Below are 21,405 nucleotides of genomic sequence, written 5' to 3'. Positions count from 1 at the left end.
AACGGCCGTCCCGCAGCACAGGGGGAGGCCGGTGATCGCCGACTGTCCCAGCCGTACCAGCTCCACCGAGGTGCCGGTAGCTGTCGTCGCTGGTTTCCGCGGGCCGGCGTCCGGGAAATCCGGTGAAATCCTTCTGCGGGGACAAGATTAGAACTAGAGTTCACATGTGAATCAGGTGCTGCTGCTCATCGACGTCCAGCGGAACATGCTCCGGCCTCCGCAGCCGGTGCCCGGCGCGGAGGCCGTCTCCGCCGCGATCACCGCCCTGCTGGAACGCGCCCGCATGGCCGGGATTCCGGTGATCTTCGTGCGGAACAACGGGGGAGAGGGTGATCCCGACGCTCCCGGGACGCCGGGCTGGGAGCTGGTCCACGAGGTGCTCCCCGGTGAGCTCGTGGTCGACAAGCACGCCCCGGACGCCTTCGCCGGCACCGGTCTCGCCTGGATGCTCCCGCCGACGGTGTCCGTCGTGGTCGCCGGGATGCAGAGCGAGTGGTGCGTCCGGGAGACCTCGCTGGCGGCGCTGGGGCACGGCCACGCCGTCACTCTGGTGCGCGGCGCCCACGCCACCTACGACGACGGAGGGCCCGCCGCGGACATCTCCCGGAAGGTTGAGGAGGAGCTGGCCGCGGCGGGGGTCAGGGTGACTGAGGCGTCCGATCTCTCCTTCTGAGCTGCTCCATCGCCGCGGGGCGCAGGAGCAGCGCGTTGGCGGCCACCGCGACGCAGACCAGGCCGAGCAGGAATCCCCAGGCCACGTCGCTCAGATGGTGCATGCCGCGATACATCCGGGAGTAGGCGATCCCCAGCGGGATCGCCAGGCCGACCAGCCACCACAGCGCGTTCAGGATTGTGTGGCGCTGGGTGTGGACGGTCAGCACCAGGGCGACGCCGCAGTAGAAGGCGACCGCGGCGCTGGTGTGCCCGGACGGGAAGCTGGAGGTGGGCGGCGCGGGGTCCAGGTGCTCGACCGCGGGCCGCTTGCGCTCGGCCAGGACGGTCGAGAGCAGGAAGATGATCGACTGGGACCAGACGGCGACCACGAGGAAGATCGACTCGTTCCAGCGCTTGAACGCCAGCCGGAAGACGACGACGAGCACGGCGGTGGAGACGACGATCACCGGCGTGTCGGACAGGCCTGACATCACGTCGGTGACATCGCTCCAGAACGTCGTACGGCCGTCGGCCAGGTCCTCGTTGACCCCCCGGTCGTTCGCGCCGATGGTCGTGGTCTCCAGGACCTTGGTGATCAGTAGTCCGACGCCGATCGTCAGTGCGGCCATGAGGGCCAGCGGCACCAGGATCAGGCGGACGGCGCCCTTGAGATCAACCGGCATTCTCGACATGGAGCGCCAGCTACCCCAAATGCCGCTCAAGGAACGCCTTTCGAGAAGTATGTGCCGCATGCCATGACCTGAGGGTCCGAGAGCGTTTCCGTAAACGACCGGGAGCGCCGTCCCGCCCGGCCCCGGACGTCCGCGCGAGAGCCGCCTCGCGGGGAGGTTCCACCGCGTGCCGGGAGCGGGCCGCAGGCGCGGTGGCCTCACGACGCCTCGGAGGGCGGTGCGAGACGCGGCGGTCTCACGACGCCTCGGGCTCCACGCCCTCCTCGTACGGCACGGCCGGCCTGCGGCCCTCGTCGCGGCGCCAGGTCTCGTACCCCGAGGCGGTCGCCGCGACCATCGCGAAGCCCAGAGCCACACCGGCGACCACGTCGCTGACCCAGTGGACGCCGAGCGCGACCCTGCTGTAGGCGACGAAGACGGTGATGACGAGGGCGACCGCCCAGGCGATCAGGCGCGGGCCCCGGCGCTTGAGGACCGGCAGCAGGAGAAGCACGAGCATGCTCGTCCCCGTCGCCGCCGCCATCGCGTGGCCGGAGGGGAACGAGGCCCCCGGCGCCCACGTCACCGGGTCGGGCAGGATGGGGCGGGCCCGGTCGACGAGCTCCTTGACCGCCAGGTTCAGCAGGCCGCTGGCGGTGATCGTGACGACCGACCAGATCGCCAGGCGCGGCCACCCCCGCGCCCAGAGCAGGACCGCTGCCAGCACCGCCAGGACGCGCCAGGTCCACGGGCCGAACACCTCGGTCGCCACGCTGAGGAAGTCCGTGTAGCCGGGGATGGACAGCGCGTGCGCGAAGAAGCGTTCGGCCATGCTCTGGTCGAAGTCGTTCAGCGGCGTGAAGGAGGACATGACCAGCACCAGCAGCACGACGAACGGCACCGAGAACAGCGCGACGGCGACCGTGGCCAGGGTGAGCCGCACTCCCAGGCGGCGATCTGAGTGCTGACGATCGAGCATGGTGACCATTACTGATGGCTACCCGAAACCACGCATTCATGCGTCGGAGGATGAAAGTGCCGTGCGTTCACGCGCCTGGCAGGCGACCGGTGCGACGGTTCGGACGTCCCGGGCGGTGACGCGAGGGTTCCGGGCGGATGCGCGGACGCTCCGGGGAGCTCCTTCCCGGCCGGCGGCGCGGGCCTCTCAGGCGGCCGGGCGGCACTCGCGGCGGGCGGTCCAGCGCAGCACGTCGCAGTGGCGCCGCTCCGCCTCGGCGAGCGCGGGTGAGCCGGCGTAGGAGTCGAGCACGGCCCGCAGCTGCGGCAGCTGCTCGCTCAGGTCGCGCCATGCCTGGCTGGGGCCGCCCGAACCGAGCTCGATCAGCGCATCCAGGTGCGCGGCGTAGGCCGTCCACCACTGGCGGCTCAGTTCGGCCAGGAATCCGTCCAGCCCGCCGAACTCCCGCTCGATCTCCGGCTCCCACCAGGACGGGACGGTGGTGTGCCCGGTCTCAGCGAGGTCGCGGAGTACGACGTGCGCCAGGGTGCGACGGCGCCGGACGGCGGTGGAACGGGAAGGAGTGTCCATGACGGCAGCTTGCCGATCTTCGCTTGACGAATGTTTAACAAGGTATTGACGGTGATATGCGAACTTCGTGAGACCACCCGCTCCGGGAACCGCTTGGCGGAGCCACCGGGCAGCACTACGCTCTCCATACAGATGATTCCGCCCTGTGTCCGCGGAGCTGCCCCCTCATGGAGGAAGCCCGTTATGACCCACGGCGCCCATTTCACCCATGTCGTCGACCGTACCCTGAACGCTCTCGCCGAGGTCCTCGGCGCCGACGGGGCGGCCCTCATGCTCATCGACGACCACGACCGGCCGCGCGCGGTCGGCGGCACCGACGCCGACGGCCGGCGGCTGGAGCTGGCCCAGGAACGGAGCGGTTCGGGCCCCTCGATCGAGAGTCTCGCGCGAGACGAGGACGTCTTGATCAACGATCTGTACGCGGAGCGGCCCTCGGGCTTCCCCGGCGTGGCCGCGCAAACCTACGGGGTACGGGCGGTGCTCTCGGTGCCGCTGCGCGCAGACGATCGGGTGATCGGCTCCCTGGACTTCTACGACCGCGTCAGCCATGAGTGGCAACCCGCGGAGGTCCGGGCCGGAGGACGGCTTGCGGAGCTGATGGTCATGGTCCTGAAGGCCCTCGCCCATAAGTCCCCGTTCTCAGGGCAGTCGTAGATCCTAGGTCAGCAATCGGGTAGACGCTGTGAAAGGCGCCACACATATGACGCACATTGACCAGGAAGCGCTGGTCGCCAGTCTCAGAGGACTTCAGATGACTGTCCCGGCCACGGGGATCGTCCACCAGCTCGAGCGGGCGGTCGAGGTCGTGGACACGTTGTTCGGCTACGCGGGAGCGGGCCTGATGTTCGTCGGAGAGAGCGGAGAATTGCGCTATCTGGTCGCCACCGACGACGCGGGCCGGAGCCTTGAGGGGGCCCAGCTCCATGTCGGTCAGGGGCCGTGCATGTCCACCTACGAAAACGACTCCGCGGTGACCTCGTTCGACGTTCAGACCGACCCGCGCTGGCCGAAACTGGCCGAGCTGCTCCACCCCGAGGTGCGCGCGGTCGCCGGCGTGCCCGTACGGCTCGGCGGAGAGCCCGTCGGCACGCTGAACGTCTACCAGTCCGCCCCCTACCACTGGAACGAGTCCGACGTCCGGACGCTGCAGGCCTACGCCCACGTCATCGAGCAGATCCTCACCGCCGCGATGGCGGCCGAGGAGAAGAGCGCTCTGGCCGACCAGCTCCAGTACGCCCTGGACTACCGCGTGGTCATCGAGCGCGCGATCGGCTACCTGATGGGCAAGCACGATCTCACCGCCGCGCAGGCCTTCACCGGCCTGCGAAAGAAGGCCAGGGACAGCCGTCGAAGGGTCTCCGACCTGGCGGCCGAGGTGCTCGCCGAAGGAGCGGGCGAGCCGGGGTGATCACCGTCTTTTCGGAGGAGACCCGTCCGCGCGTCGTGAGGATCACCGCCGAAGGCGACCTCGACGCCGCGACCTCCGGCGTGCTGCGACGCGCGCTGGACGAGACCTGCGCGGCCAGGGTGGAGCTCGACCTCTCCCGGGTGGCCTTCCTCGACTGCGCGGGCGCCCGGAGCCTGCTCTGGGCCGACACGCGCGTGCGGAAGAGAGGCGGGACGTTCGCCGTCGTGGACCCTTCCACCCCGGTGGTGCGGCTGCTCGGGCTGCTCGGTCTCGACCGGTACCTATCGATCGAAGGGGTGGTCGGCGCGGGCCGCGCCGGCCAGGGGGACTAACCTGGCCGGTGATGTATCGATTCGTTTTCACGCAGATCCTCAGCCGCCTCGACGCGGAGGACGTGCACCACCTGACGGTCCGCGGACTCCGCCTCCTGTCGGTGACGCCGGTGGTCAAGAAGCTGCTCCACCGGCGCCTCGCTCCGCGCGACCCGGCGCTCCGGGTGCAGGCCTTCGGCGTGCACTTCCCCAGCCCGTTCGGGCTCGCGGCCGGCTTCGACAAGGACGCCGGATGCGTGGAGGCGATGTCCGCGCTCGGCTTCGGCCACGTCGAGGTGGGCACGATCACCGCCCACGCGCAGCCCGGCAACGCCAGGCCCCGGCTGTTCCGGCTGCCCGGGGACAGGGCGGTCATCAACCGGATGGGATTCAACAACGCGGGCGCCGCCGCGGCGGCCAGGACACTGGCCAGGACCCGCGGCGTTCCGGCGATCGTCGGGATCAACATCGGCAAGACCAAGGTGGTGCCCGAGTCCGAGGCGGTTCACGACTACGTGGCCAGCGCCAAGGAGCTGGCCCCGCTCGCCGACTACCTGGTCGTCAACGTCAGCTCGCCGAACACCCCCGGCCTGCGCGACCTCCAGGCCGTGGAACTGCTGCGCCCGCTGCTCCAGGCGGTCAAGGAGGTCGCCGACGGCACCCCGAGGCGCACCCCGCTGCTGGTCAAGATCGCTCCGGACCTGGCCGACGAGGACGTGGACGCCGTCGCCGACCTGGCCCTGGAGCTCGGACTCGACGGCGTCATCGCGACCAACACCACGATCAGCCGCGAGGGCGTGGCCAGCACCGAGACCGGCGGCCTGTCCGGGCGCCCGGTGAAGGCGCGCTCGCTGCAGGTGCTCCGCCGGCTGCGCGCCCGGGTCGGCGACCGGCTCACCCTCGTCTCCGTCGGCGGCGTCGAGGACGTCGACGACGTCTGGGAGCGCCTGCTCGCCGGGGCCACGCTGGTCCAGGGCTACACCGCTCTGATCTACGAGGGGCCGTTCTGGGCCCACCGCGTCAATCGGCGGCTCGCCCGGCGCATGCGCCGCCACGGCGTCACCGATCTGCGCCAGATCATCGGCCGCACCGCGAACTGAGTAATACCCTGGGTGGGTAACTCAGGGACATTGGAGGGGCACGATGAGCGTGACCACATACACCGTCACCGGCATGACCTGCGGCCACTGCGTGAGCTCGGTCAAGGAGGAGGTCGGCGAGGTCGCCGGCGTCACCGCTGTCGAGGTGGACCTGGAGTCCGGCCGCGTCGACGTGACCGGCGACTCCCTCGACGACGCGGCCATCCGTGCGGCCATCGAGGAGGCCGGCTACGCGGTCGCGGGCTGACCCGCCCGTACGGCTCCGCCCCGGTCGTCGCCACCCGCCGACCGGGGCGCGGCCCGTCACCCCACGCTCCCCGGCCGCGACGGCCCCCCGCCGCCACGCCGCCCGGCGAACCGGTCCCACCCGTTCACGGCCGCGGGAGTCAGAGGCTGGGACGGGTGGAGTCGGCCGTGAGGGCCAGTTCCTCCACGTGCTTCATGGCCTCGTCGACCCTGACGACTCCCGGGCGGTGACGGCGCCATCCGGTCCCGCCGCGCTGCCAGGGCCGTGGCCCGTCCAGCGGGCGGTACTCCACGCCCAGTGCGTCCAGCCGCCGCAGGTGCCGCTCCAGCCGTACGGCGAACGAGGCGTCGGCGGAGCCCGACCAGGCGACCTCCGCCAGCGCGCACCCGCGCGGCCAGGCCCGGTAGTCGACGGCCCGCCCGTCGGGCAGGCGCTCGCTCCAGAGCTGGAACTGCGCGCCCAGCACGTGCCCGCGCTCCTCCTCCGTCCACGCCCCGGGCACCGGCTCGAACCCCGCCACGTCGGCCAGCGTGATCGCGTCGCCGATGGCGACCGGCTCCTCCGCCGAGGACGCCTCGGCGTAGTCGAAGTAGAGCGGGAAGATCGGCGTCTGCACCACGTCGTGCCCGGCCCCGGCGGCACGCCTGGCCACGTCCATCCCGCGCCACGGCATCACGATCGTGTCGGGCCGCAGCATGCCGCTGACGAACGCCTCGTCCCAGACGACCGCCCTGCTGCCCCGCTCGGCCAGCACGTCCGCGAGCCGCCGCAGGAACCACGCGTGCACCTCGGGCAGGCTCGACAGCCCCAGCTCGGCCTGGAAGGCGGTGATCTCCGGCGAGGCGGCCCAGTCGTCGAGCACGCACTCGTCGCCGCCGACGTGCACGTACGGTGCCTCGCCCAGTGCCCCGAGCAGCTCGTCGATCACGACGGTCAGGAAGCCGACCGTCGGCGGCAGCGGGGAGAGGATCGCCGGGGAGATGCCCCACCGTTCCAGCACGGGGAACGGCTCCGGCGTCCGCCCGCCGGTCGCCCGCGCGTCGAACTCGGGATAGGCGGCGAGGACGGCCGAGGCGTGCCCGGGAACGTCGATCTCCGGCACGATCGTCACGGCCCGCGCCCTGCCGTAGGCGGCGATCTCCGCCAGGTCGTCCAGCGTGTAGTAGCCGCCGTGCGGGACGCCGTCGTAGGCCGGTTCCTCCTTGTAGTAGGTGGTGATCGTCTGCGGCCGGTGCGAGGCCACCTCGTGCAACCGGGGGTAGGCCCTGCTCTCGAACCGCCATCCCTGGTCGTCCACCAGGTGCAGGTGGAGCCGGTTGAGCTTGTGCGCCGCCATGAGGTCGATCATCCGCAGCACCTCCCGCTTGGGCAGGAAGTGCCGCGCCACGTCCAGGTGCACCCCGCGCCAGGAGAACCTCGGCGCGTCCTCCACCCGTACCAGCGGCACGCTCCCCCCTGCCGGGACGCTCCGGAACGCCGCGTCGGGAAGGAGCTGCCGCAGCGTCTGCCCGGCGTAGAACGCGCCGGACCGGTCCGCCGCCGCGATCCGCACGCCCTCGGCGGACACCTCCAGCCGGTAGGCCTCCGCACCCAGCGAGGCGTCGGCTTCGACCTGAACGGTTCCGGACGCGGCGGGCCGCAGGTCGAGTGCGGCGAGCGCCCGCCGTACGGCCTCCACCAGTCCGGCGGGGCCGGAGATCGTGTCTCCGGGGGAGAGAGCGAGGGAACCGGGCCCGGTGGAGACGGCGGACAGGGGCCGGGGCAGGAGGTCGTTCATGGGCAAATCATCCCAAACCATCCCGGAAACCCCTCGGGAACATCCCAAGTGTTGTGCATACCGGAACCGCTCCGCCGTCCCCGCGTACCGTGACTCCTGCGCGGGTCCCCCTGCTCCTGCCGGAGCCCCGATGCCGGGCGACGGCCTACCGGAGGTAGTCCTGCACCCCGTTGGCCAGGGCGAGCGCGATCCGCTGCCGGAAGTTCGCGTCCTGGAACTTCGCCGCCTCGGTGGGGTTCTTCATGTTCCCGCACTCGATGAAGACCTTGGGCACCGCCGAGAGGTTGAGCCCGCCCAGATCGTCGCGGAAGTTCAGCGCCCGGTCGCCGATGTAGGTGGAGTACGGCAGGCCGGTGCCCTTGCGGAAGGCGTCCCGTACGGCGAGGCCGAGCTTCCTGGACTCGGTCACCATCCGGCTCGTCTGGCTCCTGATCTTCTTCGGCATGATCACATGGAAGCCGTGCTCGCCGGCGCCCGCACCGTCGGCGTGCACGGAGACCGCGGCGTCCGCCGGGGGCCGGTTGCCGATCGCGGCGCGCTCGGTGATGCACGGGCCGTACGGGGTGTTCCTGTCGCGGGTCAGCTTCACCGTCGCGCCCCTGGCCCGCAGGATCGCGGCCATGCGCCTGGAGACGTCGGTGGCGAACGCGGCCTCGGTGTAGCCGTCGGCGGTGGTCGTGCCGGTGGTGTCGCAGGCCTTCTTCTGGGTCAGGACGTCGACCTGCTTGTTGATCTCCGCGGTGTGCCGGTAGTTGCGCTCGTTGTGCCCCGGGTCGATGACCACGAGCTTGCCCTGCAGGGGCTTGGCCCCGGGGGCTCCGCCCGTCGCGGGCGTCTCGCCGGCGCCGGAGGCGGTGGCCGTCGAGGGGTCCGTGGGGGTGGCCTCCGGGGAGCCCTCAGCGGTGTCGGGGGCCGGAGAACCCTCGGGATCCGGGGGGCCCTCGGGGTCCGGGGGGCCGGGGGAGGTCACCGCCGGAGCCGGCGCGGACCCGGTCGTCTGGTCCGGGCCCGCGCCGACGTCGTCCGGGGAGCCGCCGCAGGCCGCGGCGGTCAGGCCGCACAGGACAAGGGCCGCCGCGAGTGCTCTGCCAGTCACGTTCATTCCCCCCGTGGTAACCGTCGGCCCCCAATTTACGCGTCCGGCGGCGGGCCCGGGGTCAGGTCACCAGACGTGTTCCCCGATGTCCTGCCGCTGCAGGAGCGCGGCCAGTTCACGGGCGTCCTCGGCGTCCACGCCGAGGACCACGCGCGGGCGTCCCCACGGATGGTCGATCGAATGGGCCACGTAACTGGCCACGGACTCGGCCGTGGCTTCTTCGCTCCGGCCGCGGAAGGCGCGCCACTGAGCCCACGCCCGCTCCAGCTCGGAGGCGGCGCGCTGAGCGCATGACACCAGTTCTGGATCACGCATAGTTACCCCCTTATCACGACCAGAGTCAACACCTGCGACCCACCGCGCCAGAGGGGGTTTGCCCAAGCCTTGGCGCCCGCCTGGAAACGGTGTAACGCTCCAGGCGGGCCGTTTACGCTTCGATGGGGCCGCTGCTGCGCCGTACGACGAGCTGGGGGGTCACCTGGCGCAGCCGGGAGGCCTTGCCGGGCTCGCCGATCCGGTCGCTGAGCAGCGCCGCGGCCGAGCGGCCCATGGCCCGGCGGGGCTGGTCGACGGTGGTCAGCGAGATCGGGGCGGTCCCCGACAGCCGGGAGTTGTCGTAGCCGACCACCGACAGGTCCTCGGGCACCCGCAGGCCGAGTTCGGCCGCGGCGGACAGCACGCCCACGGCCACCCGGTCGTTGACGGCGAAGATCGCGGTGGGCCGGGGGTCGCGGGTCAGCAGACTCCGCGCCGCCCTCGCGCCGCCCTCCTCGGTGGCCTCGCCCTGCTCGACCGTGATGTACGGCGCCAGCGCATGCCTGCGCATCGCGACCAGGTAGCCCTCGCACCGGAACCTTCCGGAGGAGGAGCAGGAGCTCTCGATGTGGGCGATCCTGCGGTGGCCGAGCTCCACGAGGTGGTCGACGGCCAGGCGGGAGCCGAGCTGGTCGTCGTCGACGACGATGTCCACGCCGCCCAGGAGGGCGCTGTCGATGTCGCGCTCGCCCACGACCACGGTCGGGGTGTACGCGGTCGCCTCGATCAGGGTCTCGCTGGTGGGCGGGATGCCGAGCAGGACGAGCCCGTCCACCCGGAGCTCCAGGAACGCCTCGACCGCCTCGTCCTCGAAGGCGGGGTCCCACTGGCTGTTGCCGATGAGCAGCCGGAGCCCGTCGCCGTGCAGGCTCTCCTGCAGACCGTCGAGGAACTCGGCGTAGAAGGGGTTGTGCAGGTCGGCGACGAGCGCCCCGACCAGGTGGGTGCGGCCCTCGACCAGGCTCCGCGCGACCGCGTTGGGCCGGTAGCCGAGGTCTCTGGCCGCCTCCAGCACGGCCTGCCTGCGGTGCTCGCTGACGTGCGGTGATCCGCGCAGGACCAGCGAGACCAGCGATTTGGAGACGCCTGCTCGCTCGGCGACGTTGCGGATCGTGGGCCGTGGTCGCGGCCCGGAACCGTCCGGCGGGACGGTGACGGCGAGCTCGCGGGCCCGGGTGACGGTGGTCTTGACCGGCGGTCCTGACATGGCCTCTCCCCCGTGGATGGTGGGTGGGCACCGGTGCGGGTGTCTGGATGCCCTCTCACTCAAAACGATCGAGTTCCGAATGGGGTACGGCTTCGGCGGAACGGACCTCAAGATCTTGACGGGCGGCTCCCGGGGCTTGACGCGCGTGTCTCGGACCGCCGCGCCGACGTTATTGGGCACCGACTCCGATAGTGTGCGAGGCGTGGGTTCGACATCGGGAGCCGCCAAGCAGGAGAAACCTGCGGCGGGTGACGCGCGGCCGGCGCGGCGCAGACTCAGCGTGGACCGGCGTCGCGAGGAGCTGATGGCGGCCGCGCTCGAGCTGTTCAGCAAGCACGACGCCGAAGACGTCTCCATCGACGATGTCGCCTCGGCCGCCGGGGCGTCGCGCGCGCTGGTCTACCACTACTTCGGCGGCAAGCAGGAGCTCTATGTCGCCGCGCTGAAGAGCGCCGCGACCCAGTTGGAGGCGCGGCTGAGGCCGCAGGGCAACGGCCGCCCGCTGGACGAGCTGGCTCTGGGGCTCGGACGTTACTTCGACTTCGTCGAGGAGCACGCGGCCGGATTCGCCGCGCTGCTCAAGGGGGGCCCGGCCAACCGCAGCGGCGAGATCGGGGAGATCGTCGACAGCGTCCGGCACCGCCTGTTCAACCTCATAACCAAGCAGATGCGGGTCGAGGAGCCCTGTCCCAGCCTCCGCATCACGCTGCGTTCGTGGATCGCCTCCGTCGAGACGGCCGGTCTCGACTGGCTGGAGCATCGCGACATCGAGCGGCCCGTGCTGGAGCGCATGCTGGTCGACCACATGGTGGCACTGCTCGGAGTGGCCGCGAACCACGATCCGCAGGTCGAGAGCCTGCTTGAGGACCTCGTCCGCGATCAGCTGCTGTAGCGCGGCCGGAGCCGCACGGGAACTGCGGGAACCCGGTGGGGCGGCGCCGGGCGGGCGGCGCCGCTCCCCACACAAGTCGTCTGACCTGCGCGCTCGCGCGGAACGCGCATCTGGCTCCCCCGGGGATCGGCGTGGCGATCCCGACTCACTCGGAGCGCTGCTGCGGAATACCCGCGAGCAGCGCGCGAACCTCGGTCTCCCGGTAGCGGCGGTGTCCACCCAGCGTGCGGATGGACGTCAACTTGCCGGCCTTCGCCCACCGGGTGACGGTCTTGGGGTCGACGCGGAACATGGTTGCGACCTCCGCCGGGGTGAGCAGCGGCTCGGCCTCAGGTGTACGAGCTGACATTTGTGCGGCCTCTCCTCCGTGTGGACCGGCGACAGCGATCCTGCGACTTGACGCTTGTCACGGATGTCCTTCTATGGCCCTTTGCGTGCGGCTGTTGGGACCATATGCGGCATCACCCGATGTGACCATACAGCCACGCAGAGCGATTGGCGAGTCTTTGTGCGACTCATCTCTCTTGTGTACGCGCTGTAGTCACGCTCGGTGATTCTAGCGACACGTTTCGTGGTATCGCAGTGAAAACGGCAAACTACTCAGTTCGCAGATGCGTCACCGGACGTTGACAGCCCCACTTATGCAGGTCAGAGGGGTGATATGCGACTCAGTTTGCTGATTCGAGAAGTTGTATTGACTTCCAGCGGAGGGTCACCCGCTGATACATGGCGAACGCGAGCTCTTCCTGGCCCGTCTCCAGACCGGTCAGCGCCGCCGCCAGCTCCGCCACGGACTGGTCGGCCCGGAGCTTCTCGTCGTCCATGAGGTGGACGATGCCGCCGTAGTCCAGCTCGACCAGCGAGTGGGGGTGGAACTCCTCCAGCCACCGTGCGACGTCCTCGACCTCGATGGTCACCCCGGCGTCGCCCATCTGGCGGCGGATGATCTGCAGCGCGCGGGCGGTGCGGCGCCGGGCGTGTCCCATCGAGGTGACGTAGATGAGGTTGCGGGTGGTGGTCGCGCCCGCGGGGGTGGGGTCGCCGTCCAGGACCAGCCAGCGCTCGTTGCCGTCGAAGGGGACGAACCAGGAGGCCGGAACGTGCCAGGTCGAGGTGCGGATGTGGGTGCGCAGGGCGGCAGAGCTGCTGCGCCGCTTGAACCGGTCGAAGTCGTCGGCGGTCTGCTCGACGACGGAGATCGGCACGAACCGCTCCACCAGCCTGGCGGGGGTCGTCCCCCGGAACCGCGAGAAGGCCAGCCACGAGCGCAGCCTGCTCTGCCAGGGGCAGACGTAGAGCACGTCCTCCACGCGCCTGAGATAGGCGTTGGGGCTCTCGTGCGCGGGCGCCGGAGCCGGGGGGACCCCCAGCAGCCGCGCGACGGCCTCCCCGTGCTCGGCGTGCAGCGCGCTCGCCCGGCGCGGCCGGTCACGTGTTTCGGCGTAGGCCTCCCAGGAGACGCGCTCCGAGGGGCTGAAGGCGGCCAGAGGTTCGTAGACGCGGAGATACGCGGCATAGGGCAGCACGCACGCATCGTGCCACGAAGAGCCCTTCCCTGTCCGGTATGGCCCCCGTTTTCCCTCACCGGTGGCACGTTCCCGGGTCCCGGTGCGGCCGGCCCGAGGTGTGGCGCGCCGGTTCGTACGGCGGCCGCGCCCGGCGTGTCGCGACGCGCCGGATACGGCGTTGTGTCCCAGCAGGTGAGAAGGGAGATTATCCCTCCTCCGCACCGGCGGGTTGTGGCTACCCTGAGAGTGATCTCCGCCGCGACGGCGCGGCGGACCTGACGACCAGGAGTCACCACCGTGACGGACGTCTTCGGGCTCTCCCACAAGGACGACAGCCCAGTGAGCGGTCAGGCCAGGCACGAGCAGGTCATCTTCTGCTCCGACGAGCGCAGCGGCCTCCACGCGATCATCGCGATCCACAACACCGCCCTCGGCCCCGGCCTCGGCGGCACCAGGTTCTATCCCTACGAGAGCGAGCAGGCCGCCCTGGCGGACGTGCTCAACCTCTCGCGGGCGATGGCCTACAAGAACGCCCTCGCCGGCCTCGACCTCGGCGGCGGCAAGGCCGTGATCATCGGCGATCCGGAGAAGGACAAGAACGAGGCGATGCTCCGGGCCTACGGCCGGTTCATCCAGTCCCTCGGCGGGCGCTACGTCACCGCGTGCGACGTCGGCACCTACAGCGAGGACATGGACATCGTCGCCCGCGAGACCTCCTACGTGACCGGGCGGACCCTCGCCCAGGGCGGCGCGGGCGACTCCTCGATCCTGACCGCCTTCGGCGTGTTCCAGGGCATGCGCGCCGCGGCCGAGCACGCCTTCGGCACGCCCTCGCTGCACGGCAGGCGGATCGGCGTCGAGGGTGTGGGCAAGGTGGGTCACCGGCTGGTCGACCACCTCATAGAGGACGGCGCCGAAGTCGTGATCTGCGACGTCAGCGAGCAGGCGGTCGAGCGCGTGCGGCAGCGCCACCCCCAGGTGGAGGTCGTCGCCGACAAGGCCGAGCTCACCGCGGCGGAGGTCGACGTCTACGCGCCGTGCGCCCTCGGCGGGGCGCTGGACGACGAGACGGTCGCCCGGCTGCGGGCCACGATCGTCTGCGGCGGGGCCAACAACCAGCTCGCCCACCCGGGTGTGGAGAAGCAGCTCGCCGACCGGGGGATCCTGTACGCGCCCGACTACGTGGTCAACTCCGGCGGAGTGATCCAGGTCGCCGACGAGATCCAGGGATTCGACATGGAGCGGGCGAGGGCAAAGGCCGCCAAGATCTACGCCACGACTCTCAAGATTTTCGCCACGGCGGCGGAGGATGGCGTCCCTCCGGCGGTCGCAGCGGATAGGCTAGCCGAGCGCAGAATGTCGGAAGTCGGGCGAATTAGGGGCATTTGGCTAGGCCAGTAGCTCCGCACGACCATACGACGTACCGAGCCGGGCGCAAAACAGGTACGGTTGTAGTCGAACGAGAGCTGACGCCTCAAGTCAGGCGGCGTCAGTGCGTGGTGCGTTAGCGACGAGGGGTCAAAGCGACCCCACACGAGGGGGTCGAGCCAATGGGGCGCGGCCGAGCAAAGGCCAAGCAGGTCAAGGTTGCTCGCCAGCTGAAGTACAACAGCGGTGGCACTGATCTTGAGCGTCTTCGTGACGAGCTGGGGGTCAGGGATGACCCCAACCACAATGACGACGCCGACGACTCCTACGACGAGCTGGCGGATCGCTATGCCGATTACGCCGACGACTTCGGTTCCGACGAGGACCGGGACGAGGGCCCGCCCGGCCGCCGCTAGGCCGGTTTCAGCTTCGACGTGAAAAGGACACCCGGGGGCCGTGAGCCTCCGGGTGTCCTATCCGTATGCCTGGATTCTTCGTACGGGCTCCGAACGCCCCGAGGCCCTCTCCACACGTGCCCGGCGGCTGGTCCTCCGTCGCCGGGCACGGTGGGCGGACCTACCGGTAGCGGGCCCGGCCGGTGCCGGCGACGACCTCGCCCAGCACCCAGGCGGGCAGGTTCCGCTCCTTGAGCAGGGCCAGGGCCGGGTCGACCGCGTCCGGGGGAACGATCGCCGCCATGCCCACACCCAGGTTGAAGGTGCGGTCCATGTCGGCCTGCTCGACCTCGCCGTGCCGGGCGAGCACCCCGAAGACGGCGGGCGGGGTCCAGGACGAGCGGTCCAGCAGCGCGTCCAGCGTGGGCGGGAGCGAGCGGGACAGGTTGCCCTCCAGGCCGCCGCCGGTGATGTGCGCGTAGGCGTGCACCTCGACCGAGCGGGCCAGCTCCAGGCAGTCCAGCGAGTAGATCCTGGTCGGCTCCAGCAGCTCCTCGCCCAGGGTCCGGCCGAACTCGGCGACTTCCTGCTCAAGGGAGAGTCCGGCGAGCTTGATGATGTGCCTGACCAGCGAGTAACCGTTGGAGTGCACGCCCGAGGAGGCCAGCGCCAGCACCACGTCGCCCTCGCGGACCCGGTCCCGGCCGAGCAGCTCGTCGGCCTCGACCACACCGGTGGCGGCGCCCGCGAGGTCGTACTCGTCGGCGCCCATGGCACCCGGGTGCTCGGCCGTCTCGCCGCCGATCAGCGCGGCGCCCGCCAGGCGGCAGCCCTCGGCGACCCCGCCCACGATCTCGGCGATCCGCTCGGGGACGACCTTGCCGCAGGCGATGTAGTCGGTCATGAACAGCGGCTCAGCGCCGCAGACCACCAGGTCGTCCACGACCATGCCGACCAGGTCGATGCCGATCGTGTCGTGCTTGCCCAGCTTCTGGGCCAGCATGACCTTGGTCCCGACGCCGTCGGTCGAGGTGGTGAGCAGCGGCCGGCGGTAGCTCAGCAGCGCCGAGGCGTCGAACAGGCCGGCGAACCCGCTGGGGTCGTCGACGACCTCGGGCCGCCGGGACCGGGCGACCTTCGACTTCATCAGCTCGACGGCGCGCTCGCCCGCGTCGATGTCCACGCCCGCGGCGGCGTAACTGCTCATGCCTGTGCCTCCAGGACGTACTTGCCCACGTTGTCGCGGTCGATGGCGATCGGGTACTCACCGTCGAAGCAGGCCCGGCAGAGCCGTTCGGAGGGGATCGTGGTGGCCTCGACCAGGCCCTCCTGGGAGATGTAGCCGAGTGAGTCGGCGCCCAGGGAGTCGCGGATCTCCTCCACGCTGAGCGAGCCCGCGATCAGCTCGGCCCGGGTGGCGAAGTCGATGCCGTAGAAGCACGGCCAGGCGACCGGAGGAGAGGAGATCCTGACGTGGACCTCACGCGCGCCCGCCTCGCGCAGCATCTTGACGATCGCCCGCTGGGTGTTGCCGCGCACGATCGAGTCGTCCACGACGACCAGGCGCTTGCCGGCGACGACCTCCTTGAGCGGGTTCAGCTTGAGCCGGATGCCGAGCTGGCGGATGGTCTGCGACGGCTGGATGAAGGTCCGGCCGACGTAGGAGTTCTTCACCAGGCCCTGGCCGTACGGGATCCCGCTCGCCTCGGCGTAGCCGACGGCGGCCGGGGTGCCCGACTCCGGCGTGGGGATGACCAGGTCGGCCTCCACCGGGTGCTCGCGGGCCAGCACGCGGCCGACCTCGACGCGGGTGGACTGCACGCTGCGCCCGGCGATCGTGGTGTCGGGACGGGCGAGGTAGACGTATTCGAACAGGCAGCCCTTGGGCTCGGCCAGCGCGAACCTGCGGGACCGCACGCCGCGCTCGTCGATGGTGATCAGCTCGCCGGGCTCGATCTCGCGGACGAACGCGGCGCCCACGATGTCCAGCGCGGCGGTCTCGGAGGCGACCACCCAGCCGCTCTTCGTCTCGCCGTGGCTGTGCCCCTCCGCCCCCGGCAGCCGGCCGAGGACCAGCGGGCGGATGCCCTGCGGGTCACGGGCGGCGTAGAGGGTCCGCTCGTCCATGAAGACGAGGGAGTAGGCGCCCTTGACCTGGGGCAGGAGCTCGGCGGCCGCGTCGTCGATGGGCTGGCTGCGGTCCTGGGCCAGCAGCGAGGTCAGCACCTCGGTGTCGGTGGTCGCCCGGGTGACACCGGGCGCGAGGCGCTGGGCCAGCTCCCTGGTGTTGATCAGGTTGCCGTTGTGGGCGAGCGCGAGCCCGCCGACCTCGGTCGAGCTCAGCGTCGGCTGGGCGTTCTCCCAGACGCTCGACCCGGTGGTCGAGTAGCGGCAGTGCCCGATGGCCAGGTGGCCGCGGAGGGTGCCCAGCACCGACTCGTCGAAGACCTGGGCCACCAGGCCCATGTCCTTGTAGACGAGGATGCGGCTGCCTTCGCTCACCGCGATACCCGCGGATTCCTGGCCACGGTGCTGTAACGCGTACAGCCCGTAGTAGGTGAGTTTGGAGACTTCCTCCCCTGGGGCCCATACGCCGAAGACGCCACAGGCGTCCTTCGGGGGTCGGTCGTGGGGGTCAAGGTCATGGCTCAGCTGGCCGTCGCCCTTCAGCACGGCTTCAGTGTAGGTCGGCCCCTGTGCTGCTCGTACCCCGGGTCGGGAGTCTTCCTCGTGACGGCAGGCTGACCGAACATTCATCGGCGTTTTGCCGTGGCCTCCCCGTTTCGTTGGGGAGGGTCGGGGGATGGTGGGGTATCCGGCATATCGACCCGTCGGGAGAGCAGACGTGACCTCACCTGTTGACCCATCCCAGCCTGGCCCGTGGCGGGAACCGGGGGGCCGGCCGTCCGAGCCGGAGGAGCCCGCTCCGCGTCCGCGGGACACCGCGGACCCCTCCGGCCCCGGGGAGGCGCCGCCCGTCGCGGACCCCTCCGGGCCGGGGGAGATGCCGCCGCCCGTCGTGGAGCCCTCCGGGCCCGGGGAGGCGCCGCCGGGTGGTCCCGGTCCCGAACCGGGGGAGACGCCGCCGAGCCCGCCCGAGCCGGCTCCGAAGGAGCCGGTGCCGCCTCACCCGGACCTGCCGAAGGCGCCGGAGGTACCCCGGCCGGTCCAGGCGGAACCGCCGTCCCACCCCCTGCCCGGGGCCGCGCCGCCGGTCTATCCGGGGTGGGAGGGCGCCGCGGAGCAGTCCGCGGACGAGCAGGAGGTCCCGCCGGGCGCCTCCCAGCCCTCGCGGTACGACCCGCCGACCCCCGGGGGCGCCACCACCGTCCCGCCCCGGGCCACCGAACCCGTCGCCGGAGGGTTCCCGCCGGACCCGCCGCCGCCCGGCGTCCCGCACGGGGCGCCCGTGCCGGGAGACTTGTACGGCGCCCCCGGCCCGGGCGGTCCGCACGGCGCGTCCGCCCCGGGCGGTCCGTACGGCGGGCCGCCCCCCGGTGCGTACGCCGGGCAGGGCCCGGAGCCCGGCGGAGCGCATCCCCACGGGGCGCCAGGAGCGCCCGGAGGCCAGCCGTACGGGGGGCAGCCGTACGGAGGCCAGCCCTACGGGCAGCAGCAGGCGCAGCCGTCTCCCGCGGGCGGTCCCGCCTACCCGGGACCGGCGGGCTACCCGGCGCCGCCCCAGGGGGACTGGCCCAAACGCGGGCAGGGCGGCGGGCTCGGCACCGCGGCCCTCGTGCTCGGCATCGTCAGCCTCGTCCTGCTCTTCGCCTGCGGAGCCGGCGTGCTGACGGCGATCGTCGGCGTGGTCATCGGCATCGTCGCGGTGGTCAAGGACTCCAACCGCGGCCGGGCCTGGGTGGGACTGCTCCTGAGCGCCCTTGCGCTGATCATCGCCGCGGTCTTCCTGGCCTGGTTCGTCAACAAGGTGGGCGGTTGCCTGGAACTGCCCCGCGACCTCCAGCAGCGCTGCGTCGAGGAGAGGTTCGGCATCGACATCCGGCCCCCGGGCTGACGCGGCGGTTCACGCGAGCGGCAGGTACTCCGCCAGGTCGGCCCGGGCGCCGCTCGCCGCGACGCTTCCGGCCGCCATCGCCTCGGCCCACGCCAGCCGCCCGGTGGCCAGCTCCAGCCAGGTCCGGGCATCGGTCTCCACCACGTTCGGCGGGGTGCCCCGCGTGTGCCGGGGGCCCTCCACGCACTGCACGGCCGCATACGGCGGGACCCGCACCTCGACGGTCCGTCCCGGAGCCGCCGTGGCGAGCCGGTCCAGCAGGTGCCGTACGGCGAAGCGCGCCGCCTCCCGCTCCGGCCGGAGTCCTCGCTCGTAGGCCCGCAGGACCACCGTGACGCAGGCCCCCAGCAGCGAGCCGAGGGCCTCGGGACCGTCGTAGGGCGGCTCGCCGAGGGCGGTCAGCTGGGCGTCCAGGGCGGCCTGGACCTTGGCGGCGTCAGGTTTGTACGGCGGCACGCGTCCCATCATGCCCGCCCGTGCCGTACCGGCGGACGGGGCGCCCCGGTGAGGGGATCGGCTCGCGCCCTCCCGCGCCGGCGGACGGGGAGGACGCCACCGGACCGGACCCGGCCGATCCCGCCGCCCCGTGCCGGTGGAGCGGCTGATCGGTCATTGGCGACGAACGGTTCATCGGCTGGGCAAACCTCGTTCACCTCCGGTTCGGCCGGCCTCCGTAGCGTCCCGGCCGGAACATCTGTGCACCACCTTGGAGGCCCCTGTGGCGAACCCGTCGCCGCGCCGAACGCTCCCGCTGCTCACGAGCCCTCACAAGGGCGGGCGCTCCGCGCTGACCTGTGAATTCCGCTGCGGTAACGCCTGCGCCCACGACGTCTCGAACACCAGCGACAACGCCTACTTCGGCGACGTGGTCGCCTCGGCCCTCTCCCGCCGCGGAATGCTGCGCGCCGGTGCGCTCGGCGTGCTGGCCGCCGGTGCCGGGGTGGCAGGGGTGGCCGGGGCCGTGCCCGCCGCGGCCGACCCCGACCCGCAGGTCCAGTCCTTCGGCCACGGGAACCGCGGCGGCCGGGGCGGGCTCCGCTTCGCCGCGGTCGCCCCGAACAGGGAAGACCGCGTCATCGTCCCCGAGGGGTACGCGTCGGCGCCCGTCGTGCGCTGGGGCGACCCGGTCCTGCCCGACGCCCCGGCGTTCGACTTCGAGAACCAGACCGCCGCGGCGCAGGCCAAGCAGTTCGGCTACAACTGCGACTACGTGTCGTTCTTCCCGCTCGGCGGCCGCCGCGGCCTGCTCTGGGTCAACCACGAGTACTCCGACGAGGCGCTGATGTTCCGCGGCTACACCGGGGGGGCCGCCGCGACCGAGGAGCAGATCCGGATCGGCCTGGCCGCGCACGGCGGCTCGGTCGTCGAGATCGAGCGGGTCGGGGGCTCCGGCCAGTGGAAGCTGGTCACCACCGGCCGTCGCCGCTACAACCGGCGCATCACCGCGCAGACCCCCATCAAGCTCACCGGCCCGGCCGCGGGCAGCGACCTGCTGAAGACCGCCGCCGACCCGGCCGGCACCACCGTCCTCGGCATGCTCAACAACTGCGCCGGAGGCACCACCCCGTGGGGAACCGTGCTGAGCGGCGAGGAGAACTTCAACCAGTACTTCGCCATGGGCGGCGGCGCCCCCGCCGATCAGAAGGCCGCCCTCGCCCGGTACGGCATCGACACCGCCTCCACCGCCCCGAGCGGGCGCGGGTGGGAGCGCGTCGAGGAGCGCTTCGACCTGTCCAAGCACCCGCACGAGGCCAACCGCTTCGGCTGGATCGTGGAGATCGACCCGTTCGACCCCGACTCCACCCCGGTCAAGCGCACCGCCCTGGGCCGTCTCGCCCACGAGGGCGCCACGACCACCCTGGCCAGGGACGGCCGGGTCGTGGCCTACATGGGCGACGACTCCCGCTTCGAGTACGTCTACAAGTTCGTCTCCAAGAAGCGCTACATCCCCGGCTTCGACCGCCACAACCGCACCCTCATGGACGAGGGCACGCTGTACGTGGCGAAGTTCACCGGCGACAGCCCGGCCACCGAGATCGACGGCTCGGGCAGGCTCCCCGCCGACGGGCGGTTCGACGGCTCCGGCGAGTGGATCCCGCTGGTCACCGGGAACGTCTCGCACGTGCCCGGCATGACCGCCGCCGAGGTCCTCGTGCACACCCGGCTGGCCGCCGACAAGGTCGGGGCGACCAAGATGGACCGCCCCGAGGACATCGAGCGCAACCCCGTCACCGGCGGCGTGTACCTGGCGCTGACCAACAACACCCGCCGCGCCCCGGCCCAGGTGGACGAGGCCAACCCGCGCCCGGCCAACAAGCACGGCCACGTCCTGGAGATCGCCGAGCAGCGCAACGACGCCGCGGCCACGGCCTTCGCCTGGTCGCTCCCGCTGGTCTGCGGCGACCCGAACGACTCCGCCACCTACTTCGCCGGATTCGACAAGACCAAGGTCTCGCCGATCTCCTGCCCGGACAACGTCGCCTTCGACCGCGACGGCAACCTGTGGATCTCCACCGACGGCAACGCCCTCACCTCCGGCGGCGAGCGCCTGAACGACGGCCTGTTCGTCATGCCGGTCACCGGTCCGGAGCGCGGCTACCTCCGTCAGTTCCTCACCGTGCCGATCGGCGCGGAGACCTGCGGCCCGCTGATCACCCAGGACCAGCGCAGCGTCTTCGTCGCCGTCCAGCACCCGGGTGAGGTCGACGGCGCCTCGCCCGAGGCCCCCGCCAGCCACTGGCCCGACGGCGGCGCCGGCCAGCCGCGGCCCTCGGTCGCGGTGGCCTGGCACACGCAGGGCAAGAAGATCGGTTCCTGAGCCCGGCTGCGGCCTGCGTCCCCTTCGGGGAGGCCCTGGGCGGGGCCCGAGGGGGAACGCAGGCCGCAACCGCC

At 71.6% G+C, this 21,405-nt stretch carries 23 protein-coding genes; 11 read left to right on the top strand and 12 right to left on the bottom strand.

Annotation, left to right across the window (positions count from 1 at the left end; all coding sequences use genetic code 11):
• The first annotated feature begins 166 nt into the window (after nucleotides 1–166).
• Nucleotides 167–673, top strand: coding sequence for an isochorismatase family protein (locus HS041_RS02025; RefSeq protein ID WP_196438813.1), 507 nt, complete (start codon nucleotides 167–169; stop codon nucleotides 671–673).
• On the opposite strand, the gene HS041_RS02020 is transcribed toward HS041_RS02025, so the two are convergent.
• The 3 genes from HS041_RS02020 to HS041_RS02010 form a co-directional block, all read right to left on the bottom strand.
• Nucleotides 639–1,337, bottom strand: a complete 699-nt coding sequence (locus HS041_RS02020) for a phosphatase PAP2 family protein (protein ID WP_196438812.1) — start codon at nucleotides 1,335–1,337, stop codon at nucleotides 639–641. The two genes, HS041_RS02025 and HS041_RS02020, sit on opposite strands and share 35 nt — an antisense overlap.
• Nucleotides 1,338–1,581: 244 nt before the next feature.
• Entirely contained in the window at nucleotides 1,582–2,304 is a 723-nt protein-coding gene (locus tag HS041_RS02015) for a phosphatase PAP2 family protein (protein WP_230878386.1), read from the bottom strand.
• A 186-nt stretch (nucleotides 2,305–2,490) separates the two neighbouring features.
• Nucleotides 2,491–2,874 (bottom strand): hypothetical protein, encoded by a 384-nt coding sequence (locus HS041_RS02010; RefSeq protein ID WP_196438811.1) that lies wholly within the window; start codon nucleotides 2,872–2,874, stop codon nucleotides 2,491–2,493.
• A gap of 183 nt (nucleotides 2,875–3,057) precedes the next feature.
• Between HS041_RS02010 and HS041_RS02005 the strand changes: the two genes are divergently transcribed.
• The 5 genes from HS041_RS02005 (at nucleotide 3,058) to HS041_RS01985 (ending at nucleotide 5,940) form a co-directional block, all read left to right on the top strand.
• Complete coding sequence (locus HS041_RS02005; RefSeq protein ID WP_196438810.1) at nucleotides 3,058–3,528, top strand: GAF domain-containing protein; 471 nt, start codon at nucleotides 3,058–3,060, stop codon at nucleotides 3,526–3,528.
• 97 nt (nucleotides 3,529–3,625) lie between these two features.
• Nucleotides 3,626–4,282, top strand: a complete 657-nt coding sequence (locus HS041_RS02000; protein WP_196438809.1) for a GAF and ANTAR domain-containing protein — start codon at nucleotides 3,626–3,628, stop codon at nucleotides 4,280–4,282.
• Nucleotides 4,279–4,614, top strand: a complete 336-nt coding sequence (locus HS041_RS01995) for an STAS domain-containing protein (protein ID WP_196438808.1) — start codon at nucleotides 4,279–4,281, stop codon at nucleotides 4,612–4,614. Before HS041_RS02000 ends, HS041_RS01995 begins: the two co-directional genes overlap by 4 nt.
• Before the next feature lie 11 nt (nucleotides 4,615–4,625).
• Entirely contained in the window at nucleotides 4,626–5,693 is a 1,068-nt protein-coding gene (locus tag HS041_RS01990; RefSeq protein ID WP_196438807.1) for a quinone-dependent dihydroorotate dehydrogenase, read from the top strand.
• A gap of 43 nt (nucleotides 5,694–5,736) precedes the next feature.
• Nucleotides 5,737–5,940 (top strand): heavy-metal-associated domain-containing protein, encoded by a 204-nt coding sequence (locus tag HS041_RS01985; protein WP_196438806.1) that lies wholly within the window; start codon nucleotides 5,737–5,739, stop codon nucleotides 5,938–5,940.
• Between the two features lie 139 nt (nucleotides 5,941–6,079).
• On the opposite strand, the gene HS041_RS01980 is transcribed toward HS041_RS01985, so the two are convergent.
• The 4 genes from HS041_RS01980 to HS041_RS01965 form a co-directional block, all read right to left on the bottom strand.
• The gene (locus HS041_RS01980; RefSeq protein ID WP_196438805.1) at nucleotides 6,080–7,717 is read right to left on the bottom strand and encodes a beta-N-acetylhexosaminidase; all 1,638 of its coding nucleotides are present in this window, start codon (nucleotides 7,715–7,717) and stop codon (nucleotides 6,080–6,082) included.
• A 145-nt stretch (nucleotides 7,718–7,862) separates the two neighbouring features.
• Nucleotides 7,863–8,819 carry an N-acetylmuramoyl-L-alanine amidase gene (locus HS041_RS01975; RefSeq protein ID WP_501224820.1) on the bottom strand — a complete coding sequence of 319 codons (957 nt, stop codon included), beginning with the start codon at nucleotides 8,817–8,819 and terminating at the stop codon, nucleotides 7,863–7,865.
• A gap of 60 nt (nucleotides 8,820–8,879) precedes the next feature.
• The gene (locus tag HS041_RS01970; RefSeq protein WP_196438803.1) at nucleotides 8,880–9,128 is read right to left on the bottom strand and encodes a hypothetical protein; all 249 of its coding nucleotides are present in this window, start codon (nucleotides 9,126–9,128) and stop codon (nucleotides 8,880–8,882) included.
• 112 nt (nucleotides 9,129–9,240) lie between these two features.
• The gene (locus HS041_RS01965) at nucleotides 9,241–10,335 is read right to left on the bottom strand and encodes a LacI family DNA-binding transcriptional regulator (RefSeq protein ID WP_196438802.1); all 1,095 of its coding nucleotides are present in this window, start codon (nucleotides 10,333–10,335) and stop codon (nucleotides 9,241–9,243) included.
• Nucleotides 10,336–10,537: 202 nt separating this feature from the next.
• Between HS041_RS01965 and HS041_RS01960 the strand changes: the two genes are divergently transcribed.
• Nucleotides 10,538–11,227 carry a TetR/AcrR family transcriptional regulator gene (locus tag HS041_RS01960; RefSeq protein WP_307845131.1) on the top strand — a complete coding sequence of 230 codons (690 nt, stop codon included), beginning with the start codon at nucleotides 10,538–10,540 and terminating at the stop codon, nucleotides 11,225–11,227.
• A 145-nt stretch (nucleotides 11,228–11,372) separates the two neighbouring features.
• Here the strand turns inward: HS041_RS01960 and bldC are convergent, their stop codons facing one another.
• Both bldC and HS041_RS01950 read right to left on the bottom strand, forming a co-directional pair.
• Complete coding sequence (bldC, locus tag HS041_RS01955; RefSeq protein WP_013133571.1) at nucleotides 11,373–11,576, bottom strand: developmental transcriptional regulator BldC; 204 nt, start codon at nucleotides 11,574–11,576, stop codon at nucleotides 11,373–11,375.
• Nucleotides 11,577–11,895: 319 nt separating this feature from the next.
• On the bottom strand, nucleotides 11,896–12,753 hold the full coding sequence (locus HS041_RS01950; protein WP_196438801.1) for a DUF8083 family protein: 858 nt from the start codon (nucleotides 12,751–12,753) through the stop codon (nucleotides 11,896–11,898).
• Nucleotides 12,754–13,032: 279 nt separating this feature from the next.
• Between HS041_RS01950 and HS041_RS39885 the strand changes: the two genes are divergently transcribed.
• Entirely contained in the window at nucleotides 13,033–14,136 is a 1,104-nt protein-coding gene (locus HS041_RS39885) for a Glu/Leu/Phe/Val family dehydrogenase (RefSeq protein ID WP_196438800.1), read from the top strand.
• Nucleotides 14,137–14,285: 149 nt separating this feature from the next.
• Nucleotides 14,286–14,519 (top strand): DUF3073 domain-containing protein, encoded by a 234-nt coding sequence (locus HS041_RS01940; protein ID WP_196438799.1) that lies wholly within the window; start codon nucleotides 14,286–14,288, stop codon nucleotides 14,517–14,519.
• Between the two features lie 160 nt (nucleotides 14,520–14,679).
• Here the strand turns inward: HS041_RS01940 and purM are convergent, their stop codons facing one another.
• Entirely contained in the window at nucleotides 14,680–15,705 is a 1,026-nt protein-coding gene (gene purM / locus HS041_RS01935; protein WP_196438798.1) for a phosphoribosylformylglycinamidine cyclo-ligase, read from the bottom strand.
• The gene (purF, locus tag HS041_RS01930) at nucleotides 15,702–17,171 is read right to left on the bottom strand and encodes an amidophosphoribosyltransferase (protein ID WP_196438797.1); all 1,470 of its coding nucleotides are present in this window, start codon (nucleotides 17,169–17,171) and stop codon (nucleotides 15,702–15,704) included. Before purF ends, purM begins: the two co-directional genes overlap by 4 nt.
• A gap of 445 nt (nucleotides 17,172–17,616) precedes the next feature.
• Between purF and HS041_RS01925 the strand changes: the two genes are divergently transcribed.
• A complete protein-coding gene (locus tag HS041_RS01925) occupies nucleotides 17,617–18,513 on the top strand; it encodes a hypothetical protein (protein WP_196438796.1) in 897 nt (298 codons plus the stop codon).
• Between the two features lie 9 nt (nucleotides 18,514–18,522).
• Here the strand turns inward: HS041_RS01925 and HS041_RS01920 are convergent, their stop codons facing one another.
• Entirely contained in the window at nucleotides 18,523–18,978 is a 456-nt protein-coding gene (locus HS041_RS01920) for a sterol carrier family protein (protein WP_230878616.1), read from the bottom strand.
• Between the two features lie 253 nt (nucleotides 18,979–19,231).
• On the opposite strand from HS041_RS01920, the gene HS041_RS01915 reads away from it, so the two are divergent.
• The gene (locus tag HS041_RS01915; protein WP_196438794.1) at nucleotides 19,232–21,331 is read left to right on the top strand and encodes a PhoX family protein; all 2,100 of its coding nucleotides are present in this window, start codon (nucleotides 19,232–19,234) and stop codon (nucleotides 21,329–21,331) included.
• The last annotated feature ends 74 nt before the right edge of the window (nucleotides 21,332–21,405 follow it).

Source organism: Planomonospora sp. ID67723 (assembly GCF_015711605.1).
Lineage (GTDB): Bacteria > Actinomycetota > Actinomycetes > Streptosporangiales > Streptosporangiaceae > Planomonospora_A.
The sequence above is the reverse complement of the archived record's forward strand: the minus strand, read 5'-3'. Positions and strand labels throughout refer to the sequence as shown.